The organism is uncultured Tateyamaria sp. (assembly GCF_947503385.1).
In the GTDB taxonomy this organism is placed as follows: domain Bacteria; phylum Pseudomonadota; class Alphaproteobacteria; order Rhodobacterales; family Rhodobacteraceae; genus Tateyamaria.
In genome coordinates, this window is record NZ_CANNDO010000011.1 from 42,676 (window position 1) to 59,676 (window position 17,001).

Genomic DNA, 17,001 nt, shown 5'->3' on the forward strand with positions numbered 1-17,001 from the left:
CAGCGCGGAAATCAGCCGTCAAGCGACACGCCGTAGCGGTCCTTAAGCCAATCCACGACGAACGTCTTGGCGGCGTCCGGCACGTTGGTGGCGCTGTTAAGCGCACCGGCGGCTTCGTCGCCTGTCATCTGCGGGTACTTGCCCAGACGTGCGCCCGAGATTTCAGCAAAATCGCCGCGCGCCTTGATTGCCTCGAACGCAGCCGTATAGGTCACGATCGCATCGTTGGAGGCACCGGCTGGCAGAAACACCATCTTTTGCGCAGGAAACCCGGCGATAAAGAAGGCTTTCCACGCATCCCACTTTTCGCCGCTGGTCTCGCAGGCGGGTGTGGCGTCGCAGACCTCTTTGAATGTCGGCATGTCGGGGAACGTCGGATCGCGTACAATGTTACCATCCGCATCCAGCGCGCCCCAGGACATCATTGGCACGGCTGTGCCCGCCTCGACCAAAGGCGTCACCCCTTTGAGGTAGGACGACGACGTCTGGTAATCGATATTCGCCTCGCCACGTTCGAACATAAGACGACCGTCGCCACGGCCCTTGATGCCAAACACCGGTTCGACGTTCAGACCCAGCATTTCCCACGCCAGAAGCGGCACGAGGTCGAGGCGCGTCGCACCTTGAGACCCATAGATGAAATCCTCGCCCTGCAGCGCGGTTGCGTCCATTCCGTCCATCTTGGCAGACATGGCAGGCGGCAAATAAGCGACACCGCCCGTGCCCGAGGCCAGAACCACATTCCAGTCGTTGTACTCGTACCGCACGCGCGGATCGCCCAGCAGATAGGGAAACTGCGTGGAACCGGACGAGCCAAAGATCAGCGTGCCTTCGCTGTCGTCATAGGACTGCTCCTGAAACCAGTTGGCCCCCTTGGTCGACCCTGCGCCGGGCATGAACTTGACGACGACGGTCGGCTGACCGGGCAGCGCCTCGCTCAGCAGTGGCGCGTAAAAGTTGGCCCATTTGGCTGACCCGCCTGTTTCCGAGAACGGGATCACCCATTCGACCGTCTTGCCGGTCAGGTCGATCCCGTGACCACCGGCCACGGTCTGTGTTGCAAAACTCGCTGCCACAACAGCAGCACCCAATGCGGCCCCACGGGCCGTTTTATTCAGTGTCATAGACTTCCTCCCAATGTGCACAGGACGTTGCATGGCCCTGCGACACGATTCGGCGGGATTGCCCCGCCTGACCGCATCAGCTTAACTGCTGAAACTTGCACGAAACTAACACCGGGCCAAAAAACCGTATGCGCATCGCGATTGTCGAAGACAACGAAAGCGTGGCCAAGGGCATCGCCTACCGGTTGGAGGATCGGGGTCACGCCACCGATCTGATCCATGACGGTGCGGATGCGGATACGTTTCTGCAAAGCGACGCCAACGACCTTGTGGTGCTCGACATCAATCTGCCGCATCTCGACGGTCTGAGCGTTCTGCGTAACCTGCGGGCGCGCGGAGACGCGCGGCCTGTGCTGCTCCTGACTGCGCAGGGCGATGTGGAGGCACGGGTGATTGGCCTTGACGCGGGCGCCGATGACTACCTCACCAAACCGTTCGACATGGACGAACTCGAGGCGCGCATCCGCGCGCTGCTGCGCCGGCGCGCGCAGGATATCGAAACGACGCTGACCTTTGGCCCGCTGCGTCTGGACATTCAATCGCGCAGCGTAAACAGCGGGGATGGCCCACTGGACCTGCCCCGGCGCGAATTGTCAGTGATTGAGGCATTGATGCGCACCGACGGGCGGGTCGTGGCCAAAGCTGACCTGATTGAACAGGTCTACGGCACCGGTGCGGATGTGGAGGACAGCGCGATCGAGGTCCACGTCTCGCGCTTGCGCAAGCGTTTGCGCGCCCACGGTGTCGACATCCGGGCGCAGCGGGGCCTTGGCTACCGGCTTGAGGTGCTATGATGGGCAGTTCGCTGCGCCTGCGGCTGTTCGCGATCATCCTGATCCCGCTTGTCCTGATCTCGGTTGGCGTGGGACTTTGGCGGCTGGGCGAGGCGCGGGAGACGGGCAAGGATCTTTATGACAATGCACTGCTGTTCACAGCGCTGGCGGTTTCCCGTGACGTGGCGCTGGCCGATGGCGACCTGATTTCGCCAGAAACCGAGGCGTTGCTGGCCGACACGGCCGGTGGCCCCGTCCGTTATCACGTCTATGCGCCCGACGGCGTTTTTGTCACTGGTTTTGCTGTGCCCCCTGTCCCGATTGACAATGGCCCGGAACTCGGGGGGCCCTACGCATTCTTCGACGCGACCTACAAGGGGCGGCCTGTGCGCGTGCTGCGTCTGAAATACGTGACCGAGATCAGCGGGTTTTCCGGCACGTTTACCGTCACCGTATGGCAGGATATCGCGGTGCGCACCGCCTTTGTGACCAGCCTCGCGCTCAAGGCTCTGGCGGTCATCTCTGTCCTCATTGTCAGCACCGCGCTTGTGGTGTGGTTTGGTGTGAATTTCGGGCTCAAACCCCTGACCGATCTCGAAGACGCGATTTCCAGCCGGTCCTCCGAAGACCTCAGCCCCATCCAGCGTCGTGTTCCGGTCGAGACGCGCGGACTGGTCAACCGCCTGAACGTGCTGTTTGGGCAGGTGAACCGGGCGATGCAGGCGCAGGCGGCGTTCATCTCGGACGCGTCCCACCAGTTGCGCAACCCTATCGCAGGGGTGCGCGCGCTGGGCGAATCCATCCTCACGGCAGGCTCGCTTGACGCCGCAAAAGCACGGGCCAGTGATTTGGTCACAGCCGCCGAACGGGCGGGAGACCTGGCCGAGAACCTGATGACACTGGAACGCGCCCGCGCGGGATTGGGCGACGCGCTCAATGTCAGCGATCTGGCACAGGTGTTGCGGCGCACTGTGGCGGATTTCGAAGGGCTCGCGGCCCGGAAGGGCGTGCAACTGCGCCTGACGGGCGCGGATGCCCGCGCCATGGTGCCGATGGATGCCACGATGGTCGAAGAAGCCGTGCGCAACCTGATCGACAACGCCCTGCTGCATGGTGGACCCAGCCTTGGCAGTATCACGGTCGATTTGCGGGGCGACCAGGATTGGCGGATCAGTGTTGCCGATGACGGTCAAGGCGTGCCCGAAGGCGACTTTCCCAAGATCCTCGCCCGCTTCGGTCAGGCACAGCCCAGTTCCGGGTCTGGCCTTGGCCTCTCCATCGCCGAGGCGGTCGCGCGCCGTCATGGGGGCGCGCTGACCATTGATCCGGTTGGGACAGGTTTCGCGGTATCGCTCCGCCTGCCCCGCGCGCAAGAAGGGGGCGGGCCCTTGCCGCGCTAGGGTCTGCCCTGACCTGCCGTCCCAAGGGACGTTTGGGGTTCACAGGGCCCGGGCAAACCTGTTTCGTTCAGAGGATCAGGGGATCAGAACTTTGTCGATGACGTGGATCACGCCGTTTGACGCCAGAATGTCGGCCTGGATCACATTCGACTGCTCGACCCGCACGCCGTTGCGACCATCGATATGCACGTTGGCACCGTTGACTGTGGGCACACTCAGACGCTGACCGGCAAGGTCGGCGGCAAGGGTCTGACCCGGCAGAACGTGGTAGGTCAGGATCGCAACCAACTGGTCCTTGTTCTCGGGCTTCAGCAGGTTTTCGACCGTACCGGCAGGAAGCGCCGCAAAGGCGTCATCTGTGGGTGCAAACACGGTGAAGGGGCCGGGGCTCTTCAGTGTGTCGACGAGGTCGGCGGCCTGAACGGCGGCAACCAGCGTGTTGAACGAACCTGCTGCAACGGCGGTATCAACGATGTCGGGCGTTCCGCCCATTTCGGCGCACGCGCCCAAGGCTGCAAGCGCTGCGCCTGCCACAGTCATTTTCACAAAAGAACGGCGTTTCATGGTGTCTTCTCCTTCTTCGGGTGTGCCGGGCGGCCCCCACAATCACATTGAAGTGGGATTATTTCCCACGAGTGGCGAACTGTCGCATCTGTGGCGGAAATCAAGGATTGATGTGGAAAAAATTTCCACGCCCTGTAGGTTTGAGTGATGGATTCAGGCAATCAAACAGGCGGATCAGGCGCATTTTTGCGTGTTCTCAGGGGCTTACTGCGCCCGCTGGTCCGTACGATGATTGCGCGCGGACTGACGGCGCCCGTGGTTTATAGCTTGCTCAAGCGGGTCTATGTCGAAGTGGCGGAGACGCATTTCGCCCTCGATGACAAGCCGCTGACAGACAGCCGTATCGCCATGTTGACCGGTGTACACCGCAAGGACATCCGCACGATCCGCTCCGAGACGGATGATGGCGCGGGCGAGGCGCGACGCAAAAGTGCCCTGCTCGCCACCGTCATCGGGCAGTGGATGACCAACCCTGATTTTCTTGATGCGACCGGCGCGCCGCGCGCCCTGCCCCGATCCGAGGACGGCTTTGACGCATTGGTGCGCACGGTCAGCAAAGACGTGCGCCCGCGGACGGTGCTGGATGAACTGACCCGCGCGGGCCTTGTGTCCGACACTGCCAACGGGACGCTGGAATTGCGGGCCGAAGCCGTGGTGGGCACAGGCAACACCGCCGACCGCGAGGCATTTTTTGCCGCGAATGTCGGGGACCATCTGGCGGCTGCATCCGAAAACCTGTTGGCTGACGCGCCGCCCTTTTTCGAACGTGCCGTCTTTTACAACCAGATGACCGCTGCCTCGGTCGACCAGATCGAAGCCACCGCACGGCGCGAGAGCCAGGCGCTTCTCGAAGCGCTCAGCCAGCAATCCAGCGACCTGCGGCGGGAACAGGACAGCAGTGACGGGCCACGCCAACGCTACCGGATGGGTGTATATTTTTACCGCGAGGCCGCCGATACACCGCCCCATTCAGATGACGAAGGATCTGACACCCCGTGACCACATACGACCGACGCCAAGCCCTTGCCCTTTTGGGCGCTGCGACGATGGCAGGCTGTGCGCCTGCCATACAGACCGGCGCGTTGGCAGAGGACCCGTTTGAGGGGGGCATTGGCGGAACAGGCATCGTGGGCATCATGGTCGGGGCAGGCAGCGTTCTGATCAACGGATTGCGGGTCGAGGTGCCGGATACGGTACGGATTGTTGACAATGGCGGCATTGGCGGGACAGGCGCCCTGATCCCGGGACGCGCCATGACCATTGTCGCGCGCGCACGGCGCGACCGCTTGGAAGCCCTGCGCATTGAGGTCGAGGACCCGTTGATCGGCGTCTTGCGCAGATCGCGCGGCGCGCTGTCTTTGAACGGCACGCCGGTGGTCATGGAACCGGGTGCAGTGGGCGGCACGCTCATCGGGCGCCGCGTCGCCGCCAGCGGCGTGTGGCAGGCGGGTGGCACCCTGCGCACGAGCCTGATCCGACCTGCACCAGAGCAACCCGACAGCGTATCGGGCACCGTAACCGGCAGTCCCACCACCGGCTGGCGCATCGGCGAAACACTTGTGCAACCACCACAGGGCGGCGTGCTGATTGCCGGGCAATATGCGTCGCTCTCCGGGTCTTACAATGGCACCAGCCTGATTGGACGCACCCTGCAAATGGGCCGGTTCCGGCCCGGCACATCGCTGAACCAACTTTCCGTCGAAGGGTATCTTGAGCCCATCGACACCGCGCCCGGCTACCGGATCGCTGGCCTTGGCCACAGCTTTGCCCGGCAACTGGACCTCGCCCCGCTGGCGCAGACGCGGGCGGTGTTCTTTGGCCGCTATGACGGGCTTTTCGCTGCGCGGCGCGCTGTGGCATTGCCCGAAGCCGTCAGCGGGCGCCGCACCCTGTTGCGCCCTGCCGACGGTGGGTCTTATGCGACCGCACTGAGCGGCGACAGTGCGCAACGGATTGGCATCCGCTGATCAAGTGCCATAGCGACGCATGATCATCTCGACGCTGCTTTCCACGATCTCGGTCATCTCGTCCGGGCTGACCACCGGCGCGCCAAAGATCACCGGCCAAAAGGCCTTACCCTTGATCAGTGCGATAAACTCTTCTGCCGCTTGCTGCGGGTTCTCGACACGCAATTGCCCATCCGCATCTGCGTCTTGGATCATCCGCGCGAGGGCGGCCTGAAAATCCGTCTTTTCCTGATTTTCCTCGACCAGTTCGGGGCTGCGCAACAGTTCGCTCATCACCAGCCGCGTGGTCGCCATAACCTCGGGCGATGTCAAAAGCGCGCCTTCGGCCCGCCCCACTGCTGTCAGTTGATCCCGGATGTCTCGGTCCGGCTGATAGGTTACGTCCAGTGTCGCCGCAAAACGTGCCCAGTGACGGCGTATCAGTTCCTGGAACAGTTTTTCCTTGCTTTCAAAATACTTGTAGACCGTCCGCTTGGACGCTCCGGCGCGGGCCGATATGCAGTCCATCCGCGCCTCACGGAACCCGCGCTCCTGAAATTCGGCCACCGCTGCGGCGTAAATCTGTTCCCGCTTTTCCTGATTGGCGGCTGCGCGCTCTTCCATAAATCCGTACCGGCCCTAGGTTCCGGCACGAGGGGTAAACGCAAGGGTTTACTCTTGTCAAATCTCTGCGTAGCGTAAACTCACGAGTTTACCCATTTCCCAAGCCCGATTCCCGCAGGAGTTTAGCCATGAGCCTTAAACTGAAGTTGAACGGCGTCGATCACGACGTGGATGCAGAACCGGGGACGCCCCTTCTTTGGGTGATCCGCGACGAATTAAAGATGACAGGCACCAAATTTGGTTGCGGTGTCGCGTCTTGCGGGGCCTGTACGGTCCACGTGGACGGCTTTCCCACCCGCTCCTGCCAGACCTATATCGAAGATGTCGAAGGCGCAGAAATCACTACGATCGAAGCCATCGGCGCGACCCGCGAGGGTGCCGCGATCCAGCAGGCGTGGGAAGAGTTGGATGTGGTGCAATGCGGCTATTGCCAGTCCGGGCAGGTCATGTCCGCCGTGGGGCTGCTGACGGAAAACCCCAAGCCATCCGTCGAGGACATCCATGACTACATGGACGGCAATGCCTGCCGCTGTGCCACCTATCAACGTATCCGTGCGGGCATCCAGCGCGCATCTGAAATTCTGGAGGGCTGAGCCATGACCGTGAACACATCCCGTCGTGGATTCCTCAAAGGTGCCGCCGCAGCCGGTGCCGTGTTGGTGGTGGGTCTGAACCCGCAGGGTGCAGTGGCCGCAGGCGGCGATGCCGCCCAGATCAATCCGTTTGTCAAAGTCGGGGCAGACGGTCGCGTGATCGCGATCATCAAACACTTTGAAAAGGGTCAGGGGCCTGCAACGGGTCTCTCCACGCTCATCGCCGAAGAAATCGGCGTGACAATGGACCAGATCGACTACGAATTCGCGCCCTCCAATCCCGAGCTTTATGCCAACCTCGCTTTTGGCCAGATCCAAGGCACAGGCGGGTCGACCGCCATGGCCAATTCGTTCATGCAGTACCGCACGGCAGGTGCCACGGCGCGGGCGATGATCCTTGAGGCCGCCGCCAGCGCAACGGGCGCGAAAGCCACCGACCTCGACATCGTGGACGGCATGGTCACTGGCGCGGGCGATCCTGTCCCGCTTGGTCAGTTCGTGGCCGCAGCCGCAACGCTGGAAGCGCCGGTCGAACCCATCTTGAAAACGCCCGACCAATGGCGGCTGATCGGCAATCCCGACATCCGCCGTCTCGACAGCCGGATCAAGGGCAACGGAGAGGCGATGTACGCCATGGACGTGCATTTGCCCAACCAGATGATCGCCATGCTGGCCCGTCCACCGCAGACCGGCGGTCTGGTGTCCAGCTTTGACGACACGGACGCCAAGACGATCAAAGGGTTCATCCGCGCGGCCACCCTGCCGGGCAATGGCGCGGTCGCGGTATATGCCGAAAACACGTGGGCCGCGATACAGGCCCGCGAAGCGCTGACCGTCGAATGGGACATGTCCAACGCCGAATCCCGTGACAGCAGCCAGATCAAAGAAGAGATCATGGCCGCGCTCAACGGAGAGGCCGAGTTCAATGTTCTGAAAAACGAACCCGGCCCGATAGATCAGGCGGCGCAAGTGGTGGAAAAGACGTTTTACTTTCCCCTCCTCGCCCACGCCGCAATGGAGCCGCTGAACTGCACCATCGAGGCCAATGACGATGGGGGCATCACGCTGCATGACGGCGCTCAGATGCCCACCGGGCCGCATATGGCGCTGTCGCAGATCTTTGAACTGCCGATGGACAAGGTACGCATCAACACGATGCTCGCCGGTGGATCCTTTGGCCGCCGCGCGACCCCCACAGCGGACTATCAGGTCGAGGCCGGGCTGGCCTTTGTCATCACCGACCGCACGCGGCCCGTCAAACTGGTCTGGAGCCGCGAGGACGATATGCGCGGCGGCTACTACCGCCCGGCCTTTGGTCACAAGGTGCGCGTGGGTCTGTCCGATGCTGGCGAGATTGTCGCGTGGGATCACCGCATTGCGGGTCAGTCGATTATGAAAGGGACCGCATTCGAAAGCTTCGCGGTGCACGACGGTGTAGATCATTCCTCCGTCGAAGGTGTCGCCGACACGCCCTACACCATCCCCGGCTTTCACGTCGGTCTGACAGACACCAAGAAAGCGACCAGTACGCTTTGGTGGCGGTCTGTTGGACACACACATACGGCCTACGCGATGGAGGTCATGATGGACATGGCCGCTCGGGCAGCGGGGCGCGATCCGGTCGAATTCCGCCTTGCCCATCTGGGCGACAGCGCGGATGCACGCCGCAAGGCCGCCGTTCTTGAACTGGCGGCTGAAAAGGGCAACTGGGGCAACGCACCTACGGGGCGCGTGCAGGGCATTGCCGTGCACAAGAGCTTTGGCAGCTACGTGGCCGAGGTGGTCGAAATCTCGGGCAATGCAAATGACGGTGTACAGATCGAAAAAGTCACCTGCGCGGTTGATTGCGGCATTGCCGTAAACCCGGACGTGATCAAGGCCCAGATCGAAGGCGGCGTCGGCTATGGCATCGGCCACGTGATGCGGGACGAAATCACGCTGACCGGTGGGGTTGTGGACCAATACAACTTCCCCGACTACGAACCGTTGCGAATGCGCGATATCGGCGCGATTGAGACGCATATCGTTCCCTCTGCCGAACCGCCCACCGGCATCGGAGAGCCCGGCACACCGCCTTCGGCCCCCGCGCTGGCCAACGCCATTGCGCAAACGGGCACCGTTGTGGGCGTACTGCCGATGATCAATGACGGCGTCGCCTTTGCGTGACGTTCCTGATGCCACCGGCGGTCGCGTCGGTGGCATCTTGCGCGGGTGATGCCATCTGCGCTTAATGCTCCGGATTGATCTGGCAAACGGAGCAGGCACGTGCCACAGACTTTGGACAACTTCTGGCGCGGCACCGGCCTGTTGCCCGATGCGACACAACCCATTGCCGACGCCTCTGGTGTTGCACGCCTTTTGGCGCTCTGCCCGGCACATGCGCAGACACCGCTGACCGACGCGCCGGACATCGCAGAACTATGCGGCGTGGCCACCCTGCACATCAAGGACGAACGCACCCGTATGGGTCTGGGCAGCTTCAAAGCGCTTGGGGCCGCCCACGTCATCGCCCGAGAGGCCGAAGCGGTGGGCAGCGGCGATTGGGACAGCCGACTGGTGGGGCGCACTTACGTGACCGCCAGCGCAGGCAATCACGGCCTGTCGGTCGCAGCCGGTGCGCGCCTTTTTGGTGCAGGGGCCGTCATTTACATCGCGGACACCGTGCCACAGGCTTTTGCCCTGCGCCTCGCCGGTTTCGGCGCGCAGGTGGTGCGCGAGGGCGACGCCTACGAGGCCAGCATGGAGGCCGCGCAACGCGCCGCTGCCGACAACGGCTGGAGCCTGCTGTCAGACAGTTCATGGGACGGCTACACCGAACCCGCCCTGCGCGTCATGGAGGGCTATACGCAAATGGCCGCCGAAGCGGCCAGCGAGATTCCCGCGACGCCCACGCATATCCTGCTCCAAGCTGGTGTTGGCGGCCTTGCGGCTGCGGTTGCAGCCCATGCGCGCCATGTCTGGGGCGACGCGCCCCAGATCATTGTGGTCGAGCCGGACGCAGCCCCTGCGTTGATCGAAAGCATCCGCGTCGGCGCCATGACCACAACAGACGGACCCGTATCTTCCATGGGTCGTCTCGATTGCAAGACACCGTCGCTGATTGCACTTGCGGGCCTGTCCCGTGACGCCGACCGGTTCGTCACAATTACCGAGGATGAAGCAGCCGCAGGCGTGGCGACATTGGCGGCGCATGGTTTGGCGACCACACCGTCAGGCGGTGCGGGCCTTGCCGCGCTGATCGCCGGACTGAACCTGCCGTCTGATGCGCGCGTGCTTACCTTTCTCAGCGAAGGGCCGGAGGATGGCTGAGCGGTCGCTGATCTTTCCGGCGGAGGAATTCAGATCGCGCACCCAGCGTCTACAGGATCAGATGCGAGCCCAAAGCCTGGGCGCGCTGCTGCTGACGACACCGCAGGACGTGTTCTATGTCACCGGGTTCCTCACACGGTTCTGGGAAAGCCCGGCCCGGCCTTGGTTCGTGATCGTTCCCGCCAGCGGCGCACCGGTTGCGGTCATCCCGTCCATCGGTGCACCGCTGATGGGGCGCACATGGGTCAGCGATATCCGCACGTGGGACGCCCCTCATCCTGTGGATGATGGGATCAGTCTGCTGACCGAAACCTTGCAAGCCCTGCTGCCGCAAGACGCTGACATCGGCGTGCCCATGGCATTGGAAACGCATCTGAGGATGCCGCTCGCTGACTATCACAGGCTGAGCGCCGCGCTGGCGCCGCGCAGGATCGTGGACGGCACCGCCGCCGTCCACCGCATCCGCGAGATCAAAACCCCAGCCGAGATTGCCAAGATCCGCCACACCTGCGCTATTGCTGCGCGCGCCTTTGACCGGGTGCCTGAAATTGCCAGCGCTGGCACCCCGCTCGACACCGTGTTCCGCCGCTTTCAGTCACTGCTGCTCGAAGAGGGTGCAGATTGGGTCAGCTATGTTGCAGGAGCCGCAGGACAGATGGGGTATGCGGATGTCATCTCTCCGGCTGCGCCGACGCCGCTGCGCAGCGGGGATGTGCTGATGCTGGACACGGGTGCGGTATGTGATGGGTATTTCTGCGACTATGACCGCAATTACTTTGTGGGCCAGCCATCGGCGGCGCTGCAACGGACACAAGACGCGCTTTGGCAGGCAACCGAACACGCGCTGGACCGGTTGCGGCCCGGGATGCAAGCCCGCGACGCTCACCGCATCCTCGTCGAAGGGCTGGAGCGGCATGGCGCTGCGGCGGGTGCCGGGCGGCTGGGTCACGGGCTGGGCACGTCCCTCACCGAATGGCCATCCTTCACCCCGCACGACACGACGGAATTGCGCGCAGGTATGGTGCTGACGCTGGAACCCGGCGCGCACGTCACCGATGACCACATCCTTGTCCACGAGGAAAACATCGTGCTGCGTGATACTGGTGCCGAATTGCTGTCCCCCCGTGCACCACAGGGCGGAATGATGCTGTGACGACACCGCCCTTCATCACCCAGACGCCCACCACACCCGCCCTTGGCCTGATCGTGCTGCGGGTCGATGAAACGATCGAGCAGGATTTTCGGACCCTGATCCCCGCGGGCACCGCGCGCCTGCATGTATCGCGTGTCCAGTCCGGCGATGACCTGAACCCCGGCACGATCCATGACATGGGCACGCGGCTGACTGCAGCGGCAGAACTGCTGCCGAAAGCAGCGGGGTTCGACGTCGTTGGCTACGCCTGCACCTCAGCCACCGCGCAACTGGGTTCGGATGCCGTTCGTGCGCAGATCAAGGCGGGTATTCCGACGCGCCACGTCACTGACCCGCTGACCGCTGCGCTGGCACAAATTGCGTCGCTGGGCCTGACGCGGGTCGGCGTGATCTCACCTTACACGTCGGACGTGGCCGCCCCGATCAACAATGCCTTCCGTGCGGCAGGGATCGAGGTGCCGGACATGGCGTCGTTCGACGAAAGCACCGAGGCGCGGGTGGCCCGGATTGCTCCGTCCTCGACCTACGCCGCAGCGATAGAACTGGCGGCACGCACACCGCTGGACGGTGTGTTCCTGTCCTGCACCAATCTGCAAACGTTGCCGATCCTGCAACCCCTGCAAGATGCGCTTGGCCTTCCTGTTCTCAGTTCCAACGCGGCGCTGGCATGGCACATGTCGCGGCTGGCCGATCTCACAACCCCCGGCTGATCCGCGTAACGTGCGGTTGCACGACCGCGGCAGGAACGTCACGACAGATCACAGTGGGCGTGTTTTGGGGCCCTGACACATTGCGAGACTGCGCAATCACGCCTAAATGCGGATGATCAAACCCGAAAGGCGCGAGCCCTTGAAACACTCAGTTCCCACACGGCGGGATCCTTACACGATGCTTGCGGATGCTCTGGCATCGGGTTGGCACAGCGTGGACGACATTCCGTTGAAGGGCGAGGGCGTGTTTTTGGTGCTGACCTTGTCAGGATTGGTCCGCCACGCCAGAAATCGCCGGACCTATCGCAAGATCCGCCGCGCGGATGGCTATGGGCCGCGTCGCCTGACTGTGAACGCCGTGGACACCGGGAACTATTTGGGCGCAATCGCTTGGAAGTGGCCGGACGTATAACCCCATATCCATCCTAGGCCGATCAGCAACCGCAAACATCGCGCCACGGTCCTTGTCCTTGCCGCATCACCTGCAACGTATCAGGCCGTGATAGGACGACCCTATGCGGGGTCGCAGCATCCAGCCTTGGTAAAAAGGTCAGGCACTGGCCGTCATCCGCGAACGGCGTGAAATGCACCCCCTCTTCTGAACGTCTCAAGGCGTGAGAGGCGGCGACAATTCTGGTGGTGGACCTGACGGGTGGCATCGCATGGTCACCGCCCTCCCGAAGCATCGCCAATCAGGTGACCCGCCAGCGCAAGTGATCAAGCGCACCCGGTCCGAGCCACAGCTTTTCGAAACCGTGCGCGGTGGGCACGTTGCCGGGCGCGCCGTCAAAGATGCGCGGCTTTGCTCTGTCCTCCCTGTTTGCCAAGACTGGCAAGAAGACCAAGGTGACGCGTCAGGTCGGACAGGGAAATCACGCCGCGCAGGTGCCGGTCCTCCACCACCATGAACTTGCGACGGCCAGACTGCGAAATCCGCTCAAACAGATCAAGCACCGACATATCGGGCGGCACGCACCCAGCCTCGTCCAGCCCGACAAACACATCATCCACGGGCGTGCTGGCCCAATGTTCGCGATCGATGCTGGTCAGGACGGCGGTGTCGATATGCCCAAGCAGCACGCCATCCTCGACCACGGGCACGAAACCGATACGTTTGGCCAGCATCACCTGATTAACCAGCGCAGCAAGCGTTGTTTGCGGCTCGGTTGTGATGGGCGGCGCGGTCATCACGTCTGCCACGGCACGCGCGCCCAAAAGCGTTTTGATCCGTTGCGCGTCGATGCTGCTGCGCGCTGCGGCCAACACGAATACCCCGATCAGGATTTGCCAAAACCCGGCAACAAAAGCGCCCTGAAACAGTCCCAACACACCCAATATGATCAAACCATAGGCCAGAACCGTGCCGGACCGCGCTGCGGTCTCGGTCGCTGCCAGCATGTCGTCGTTCCGGTGCCACAACCATGCTCGCAAAATCCGTCCACCATCCAAGGGAAAGGCCGGAAGCATGTTGAACAGCGCCAGCACAAGATTGATCAGCGCAAGATAGCGCAGAACCTCGACCACCGGACCGCTGCCCAAGGTCAGCGTGCCAAATCCCGCAAGCGACCAGAACACAAAGGCTAGGACAAGGCTCATCACCGGACCGGCCAGTGCGATCCAGAATTCGTGCATGGCTTTTGTGGGCTCCTCCTCCAGTTCCGCCACCCCGCCGAACAGGAACAGCGTGATGCTTTTGGTGCTAACGCCAAAACCACGGGCGGTGACCGCATGGGCCAATTCATGCGCCAGCAAACACGCAAAGAAGAGCAGCATCGCCAGAACGGCCATTGCAACATAGGTCGCAGTGGCCTGACCCGGCAGCGCGGCGGGAAAACTGTGCTGGCACAGGCTCCAGGTGATCAGGGCCGCGATCAAAACCCAACTGGGATCGACACGTATGTCAAAGCCCAAAACCCTCGTGATTGTCTTGGCGTTGGAAAACATGGCCGCGTCCCCTTTTGGTGCCAGTGTAGCCCCGCCGCGACGGCAGCCATTGATTTCGCTCAAACAGGGGCGGTTTTGAAAAGGTGCGGAGCCTCACATTGGGTGTCGTGGCACAGCACAAGCGGCTGCGCCTGCCAGACGGTGCCGCGCCAACGCAACGCGTCCCCAATCGACCGCGCGGTGCATATCAGGTCGTCGGCGCATCACCTGCTTGGTCCGGGGGGGGTATCACCCTTTCAGCGCAGCGGCCCACATTGCGATGTTTGTGCGTTGCGTGCCGATGGTCACGGCGAACAATGGCATTTGGCCACGTTGTCGCGTCATGGGCATTTCAACGTACAACCGGTGGCCGCACCCGGCACACGAACCTATTGCTGGATGCTTTCAAGATATGCCGCCAAGGCGATAAGGTCCGAAGGGATAGGGGTGGACACACCGCCATCCTCCACTTGCACAGTGGGCCCAAGATCATTGTTACCAAACTCGGGCATGGCAGAGGACGGATGGTCACGCCGGTTGTATCCGTCAATCACACTCATCACGAAATCCCTCGGGAAAATGCCGCGGTTCTGCGCGCTGAGCGTCGTCAGATCGGGGGGCAGAACCCCAAGACCCAAAGAGGCCGCGCCAGCCCCCTTGCCATTGTCACCGTGGCAAACCGCACAGTCCCGGGCATAAAGCGCCTGACCATGGTCCACACTCACATCCGGTTCGCGGTCATCGGGGGCACAGGCCGCAAGGACAAAGCCCGCGGCCAGAACGGAGATCAGCTTGGAATGAAATGTCATCGGAGACCCGCCTGTGTTTTGGTGTGCCAACCCTAGCCAGCCGCACGCGCCCGGACATTGACAAAGGTCAAAGGCTAGTCTCACACGGCCATGGCTCAGATCTCCAAAACAATGCGGCCCGTGATCTGACCCGCCTTCATGCGATCAAAAATGGCGTTGATGTTCTCCAGCTTGTCCCACGCAAAATGCGTTGTCACAAGGCCGTCCGCCGCAAGTTGCAGGGACTCCACCAGATCCAGCCGCGTGCCTACGATGGACCCGCGGATGGTCAACCGCTTGAGCACCACATCGAAGATGGGCAGCGGAAACGTGCCCGGCGGCAACCCCACAAGGCTCATTGTGCCGTGCCGCCGCAACATGCCGGTGGCTTGGGCAAAGGCCTGCGTGCTGACGGCGGTGACCAAAGCGCCGTGTACCCCGCCGAGATGATCAGCGACCTCTTTGACCGGGTCGGTCGTTGCCGCGTTGATTGTGACGTCCGCTCCTAGGGACGCGGCCAATTGCAGCTTGTCGTCGGCCACGTCGACAGCAACGACATGCATCCCCATCGCCTTGGCGTATTGCACAGCCATATGGCCAAGCCCCCCGATGCCGCTGATCGCGACCCATTGGCCCGGGCGCACTTCGGTTTCCTTGAGGCCCTTGTAGACGGTCACTCCGGCACACAGCACCGGCGATGCGGGACCAAAATCAAGCGTGTCCGGCAACTGACCCACATAATCCGCATCCGCGCGCACAAATTCGGCATAGCCACCATCAACCGAATACCCGGTGTTCTGCTGGCTTTCGCATAGGGTTTCCCACCCCCCGGCACAGTGTTCGCACCGTCCACAGGCCGAATGCAGCCACGGCACGCCCACCCGGTCCCCTTCCTTGAGATGCGTCACATCCCGACCCAGCGCCGCGACCTCTCCGACGCCCTCGTGACCGGGGATAAAGGGTGCCGTGGGCTTGACCGGCCAGTCACCCATGGCGGCGTGCAGGTCGGTGTGGCACACGCCCGAGGCACGCACCCGCACCAGCACATCGCGCGGACCAATGTCGGGCACCGGAACCTCGCGGATATCGAGCGGGCGTCCCAGATCAGTGACAACCGCAGCTTTCATCGTCTTGGGCAGTACATGGGACATCTTCGGGCTCCTCGCGTCTGGGTTTGGGCGATGAGTGCCACGCGCTTTCCACCCGCAGATTGATATTGCTCAATCTGCGGCCGCCCGACGACGCTAGACCAAGCGCGAAAGGAACCAGATCCATGCCTGCCACACCGCCGCCCGCCATCTATTGCTATTCCAAGACTGGTCACACACGACGTGCGGCCAAATGGCTTGCGCAGCATTCAGGGGCCGAATTCATACCGATTGAAGTGGATCGCTACCGGATGCCGCTGTTCTGGATGGTTCGGGCAATCTGGGATGTGGGCCGGTTGCATGTTCCCCCGCTGCGCACCGGCAATGTGGTGCCTGTGGCGCGCCCTTGGATCGTCGTTGCGGGACCTGTTTGGGCCGATCAGCCCGCTCCTCCCTTGCGCAGCGTGCTGCGCGCCCTGTCAACGTCATCCTCGCCCATCGGGCTGCTGACCACATGCGGTCGCAGGGAAGAGTCGGTGAAATGCGTCCGAAGCTGCGAGGCAGAATTGGGCCGCAGCTTTGCCGCGCGCGTCAACATCCAAAACGCCATCGAAGGGACCGATGAAATGGACCGGCTCCTTCTGTCATTCAGCAATACCATGACGACAGAAGCGGCGTCCGGTGTCGCATAGGGACAGCCACCGCTAACATCGGATTTCGCACCTGAAGCCCTTGGATCGTTCACGGCGCGGTGCAATCACACTTGGTGCCTGCAACGGGTGGACCTGATCCTCAAGTTTGTCGGAGGTCCCGTCCCGATTTGCACCGCCGTCCCAAAGCCGCTGGTTCGCGAAGTCGCCCAACGGGCTGACGTTGTGGCACTACACAAACGTACTGTCGCCGTATTGCGCCGGTAAGTCGATGATGAATGGAAAATGGTGATCGACAATCCGCATTGCGGTCACTTGCTAACCTGTTCAAAGTCGCGGCGTGCGCGGCGGCTGCG

At 62.6% G+C, this 17,001-nt stretch carries 17 protein-coding genes; 11 read left to right on the forward strand and 6 right to left on the reverse strand.

Annotation, left to right across the window (positions count from 1 at the left end; translation table 11 throughout):
* Positions 1-11: 11 nt before the first annotated feature.
* Positions 12-1,124: a tricarboxylate transporter gene (locus Q1A85_RS21470; RefSeq protein ID WP_299694668.1), complete on the reverse strand. Its 1,113-nt coding sequence runs from the start codon at positions 1,122-1,124 to the stop codon at positions 12-14.
* Positions 1,125-1,252: 128 nt separating this feature from the next.
* Between Q1A85_RS21470 and Q1A85_RS21475 the strand changes: the two genes are divergently transcribed.
* Together Q1A85_RS21475 and Q1A85_RS21480 are read left to right on the forward strand one after the other, a co-directional pair.
* The gene (locus Q1A85_RS21475) at positions 1,253-1,918 is read left to right on the forward strand and encodes a response regulator transcription factor (RefSeq protein ID WP_299694671.1); all 666 of its coding nucleotides are present in this window, start codon (positions 1,253-1,255) and stop codon (positions 1,916-1,918) included.
* A complete protein-coding gene (locus tag Q1A85_RS21480; protein ID WP_299694674.1) occupies positions 1,918-3,297 on the forward strand; it encodes a sensor histidine kinase in 1,380 nt (459 codons plus the stop codon). The genes Q1A85_RS21475 and Q1A85_RS21480 overlap by 1 nt, the downstream gene beginning before the upstream one ends.
* A 75-nt stretch (positions 3,298-3,372) precedes the next feature.
* Here Q1A85_RS21480 and Q1A85_RS21485 read toward each other — a convergent pair whose 3' ends face one another.
* Complete coding sequence (locus Q1A85_RS21485) at positions 3,373-3,789, reverse strand: fasciclin domain-containing protein (RefSeq protein ID WP_299694748.1); 417 nt, start codon at positions 3,787-3,789, stop codon at positions 3,373-3,375.
* Positions 3,790-4,008: 219 nt separating this feature from the next.
* Between Q1A85_RS21485 and Q1A85_RS21490 the strand changes: the two genes are divergently transcribed.
* Entirely contained in the window at positions 4,009-4,860 is an 852-nt protein-coding gene (locus Q1A85_RS21490) for a DUF6502 family protein (RefSeq protein WP_299694676.1), read from the forward strand.
* Entirely contained in the window at positions 4,857-5,828 is a 972-nt protein-coding gene (locus tag Q1A85_RS21495; protein WP_299694679.1) for a hypothetical protein, read from the forward strand. Before Q1A85_RS21490 ends, Q1A85_RS21495 begins: the two co-directional genes overlap by 4 nt.
* Here the strand turns inward: Q1A85_RS21495 and Q1A85_RS21500 are convergent, their stop codons facing one another.
* Complete coding sequence (locus tag Q1A85_RS21500; protein ID WP_299694681.1) at positions 5,829-6,431, reverse strand: TetR/AcrR family transcriptional regulator; 603 nt, start codon at positions 6,429-6,431, stop codon at positions 5,829-5,831.
* 128 nt (positions 6,432-6,559) lie between these two features.
* On the opposite strand from Q1A85_RS21500, the gene Q1A85_RS21505 reads away from it, so the two are divergent.
* The 6 genes from Q1A85_RS21505 to Q1A85_RS21530 all read left to right on the forward strand — a co-directional run bounded on the left by Q1A85_RS21505 (position 6,560) and on the right by Q1A85_RS21530 (position 12,608).
* Positions 6,560-7,024, forward strand: coding sequence for a (2Fe-2S)-binding protein (locus tag Q1A85_RS21505; protein ID WP_299694684.1), 465 nt, complete (start codon positions 6,560-6,562; stop codon positions 7,022-7,024).
* A 3-nt stretch (positions 7,025-7,027) separates the two neighbouring features.
* Positions 7,028-9,190, forward strand: coding sequence for a molybdopterin cofactor-binding domain-containing protein (locus tag Q1A85_RS21510; protein WP_299694687.1), 2,163 nt, complete (start codon positions 7,028-7,030; stop codon positions 9,188-9,190).
* 99 nt (positions 9,191-9,289) lie between these two features.
* Entirely contained in the window at positions 9,290-10,333 is a 1,044-nt protein-coding gene (locus Q1A85_RS21515) for a pyridoxal-phosphate dependent enzyme (protein ID WP_299694690.1), read from the forward strand.
* Positions 10,326-11,486 (forward strand): Xaa-Pro peptidase family protein, encoded by a 1,161-nt coding sequence (locus Q1A85_RS21520; RefSeq protein ID WP_299694693.1) that lies wholly within the window; start codon positions 10,326-10,328, stop codon positions 11,484-11,486. The genes Q1A85_RS21515 and Q1A85_RS21520 overlap by 8 nt, the downstream gene beginning before the upstream one ends.
* Positions 11,483-12,196 carry an aspartate/glutamate racemase family protein gene (locus Q1A85_RS21525; RefSeq protein WP_299694696.1) on the forward strand — a complete coding sequence of 238 codons (714 nt, stop codon included), beginning with the start codon at positions 11,483-11,485 and terminating at the stop codon, positions 12,194-12,196. The genes Q1A85_RS21520 and Q1A85_RS21525 overlap by 4 nt, the downstream gene beginning before the upstream one ends.
* Before the next feature lie 139 nt (positions 12,197-12,335).
* Positions 12,336-12,608 carry a hypothetical protein gene (locus Q1A85_RS21530; RefSeq protein ID WP_299694699.1) on the forward strand — a complete coding sequence of 91 codons (273 nt, stop codon included), beginning with the start codon at positions 12,336-12,338 and terminating at the stop codon, positions 12,606-12,608.
* A 374-nt stretch (positions 12,609-12,982) separates the two neighbouring features.
* Here the strand turns inward: Q1A85_RS21530 and Q1A85_RS21535 are convergent, their stop codons facing one another.
* The 3 genes from Q1A85_RS21535 to adhP all read right to left on the reverse strand — a co-directional run bounded on the left by Q1A85_RS21535 (position 12,983) and on the right by adhP (position 16,058).
* Positions 12,983-14,140: a site-2 protease family protein gene (locus Q1A85_RS21535; RefSeq protein ID WP_299694702.1), complete on the reverse strand. Its 1,158-nt coding sequence runs from the start codon at positions 14,138-14,140 to the stop codon at positions 12,983-12,985.
* Positions 14,141-14,508: 368 nt separating this feature from the next.
* Entirely contained in the window at positions 14,509-14,928 is a 420-nt protein-coding gene (locus Q1A85_RS21540) for a cytochrome c (protein ID WP_299694705.1), read from the reverse strand.
* 95 nt (positions 14,929-15,023) lie between these two features.
* The gene (gene adhP, locus Q1A85_RS21545; protein WP_299694708.1) at positions 15,024-16,058 is read right to left on the reverse strand and encodes an alcohol dehydrogenase AdhP; all 1,035 of its coding nucleotides are present in this window, start codon (positions 16,056-16,058) and stop codon (positions 15,024-15,026) included.
* 122 nt (positions 16,059-16,180) lie between these two features.
* Between adhP and Q1A85_RS21550 the strand changes: the two genes are divergently transcribed.
* Entirely contained in the window at positions 16,181-16,687 is a 507-nt protein-coding gene (locus Q1A85_RS21550; RefSeq protein ID WP_299694711.1) for a hypothetical protein, read from the forward strand.
* The last annotated feature ends 314 nt before the right edge of the window (positions 16,688-17,001 follow it).

Bases quoted from the DNA above. Each gene is read 5' to 3' on its own strand.
- Q1A85_RS21500 (WP_299694681.1), bottom strand. From the start codon at position 6,431: ATGGAAGAGCGCGCAGCCGCCAATCAGGAAAAGCGGGAACAGATTTAC.
- Q1A85_RS21505 (WP_299694684.1), top strand. From the start codon at position 6,560: ATGAGCCTTAAACTGAAGTTGAACGGCGTCGATCACGACGTGGATGCA.
- Q1A85_RS21535 (WP_299694702.1), bottom strand. From the start codon at position 14,140: ATGTTTTCCAACGCCAAGACAATCACGAGGGTTTTGGGCTTTGACATA.
- Q1A85_RS21485 (WP_299694748.1), bottom strand. From the start codon at position 3,789: ATGGGCGGAACGCCCGACATCGTTGATACCGCCGTTGCAGCAGGTTCG.
- Q1A85_RS21475 (WP_299694671.1), top strand. From the start codon at position 1,253: ATGCGCATCGCGATTGTCGAAGACAACGAAAGCGTGGCCAAGGGCATC.
- Q1A85_RS21540 (WP_299694705.1), bottom strand. From the start codon at position 14,928: ATGACATTTCATTCCAAGCTGATCTCCGTTCTGGCCGCGGGCTTTGTC.
- Q1A85_RS21510 (WP_299694687.1), top strand. From the start codon at position 7,028: ATGACCGTGAACACATCCCGTCGTGGATTCCTCAAAGGTGCCGCCGCA.
- Q1A85_RS21550 (WP_299694711.1), top strand. From the start codon at position 16,181: ATGCCTGCCACACCGCCGCCCGCCATCTATTGCTATTCCAAGACTGGT.
- adhP (WP_299694708.1), bottom strand. From the start codon at position 16,058: ATGTCCCATGTACTGCCCAAGACGATGAAAGCTGCGGTTGTCACTGAT.
- Q1A85_RS21520 (WP_299694693.1), top strand. From the start codon at position 10,326: ATGGCTGAGCGGTCGCTGATCTTTCCGGCGGAGGAATTCAGATCGCGC.
- Q1A85_RS21480 (WP_299694674.1), top strand. From the start codon at position 1,918: ATGGGCAGTTCGCTGCGCCTGCGGCTGTTCGCGATCATCCTGATCCCG.
- Q1A85_RS21470 (WP_299694668.1), bottom strand. From the start codon at position 1,124: ATGACACTGAATAAAACGGCCCGTGGGGCCGCATTGGGTGCTGCTGTT.
- Q1A85_RS21490 (WP_299694676.1), top strand. From the start codon at position 4,009: ATGGATTCAGGCAATCAAACAGGCGGATCAGGCGCATTTTTGCGTGTT.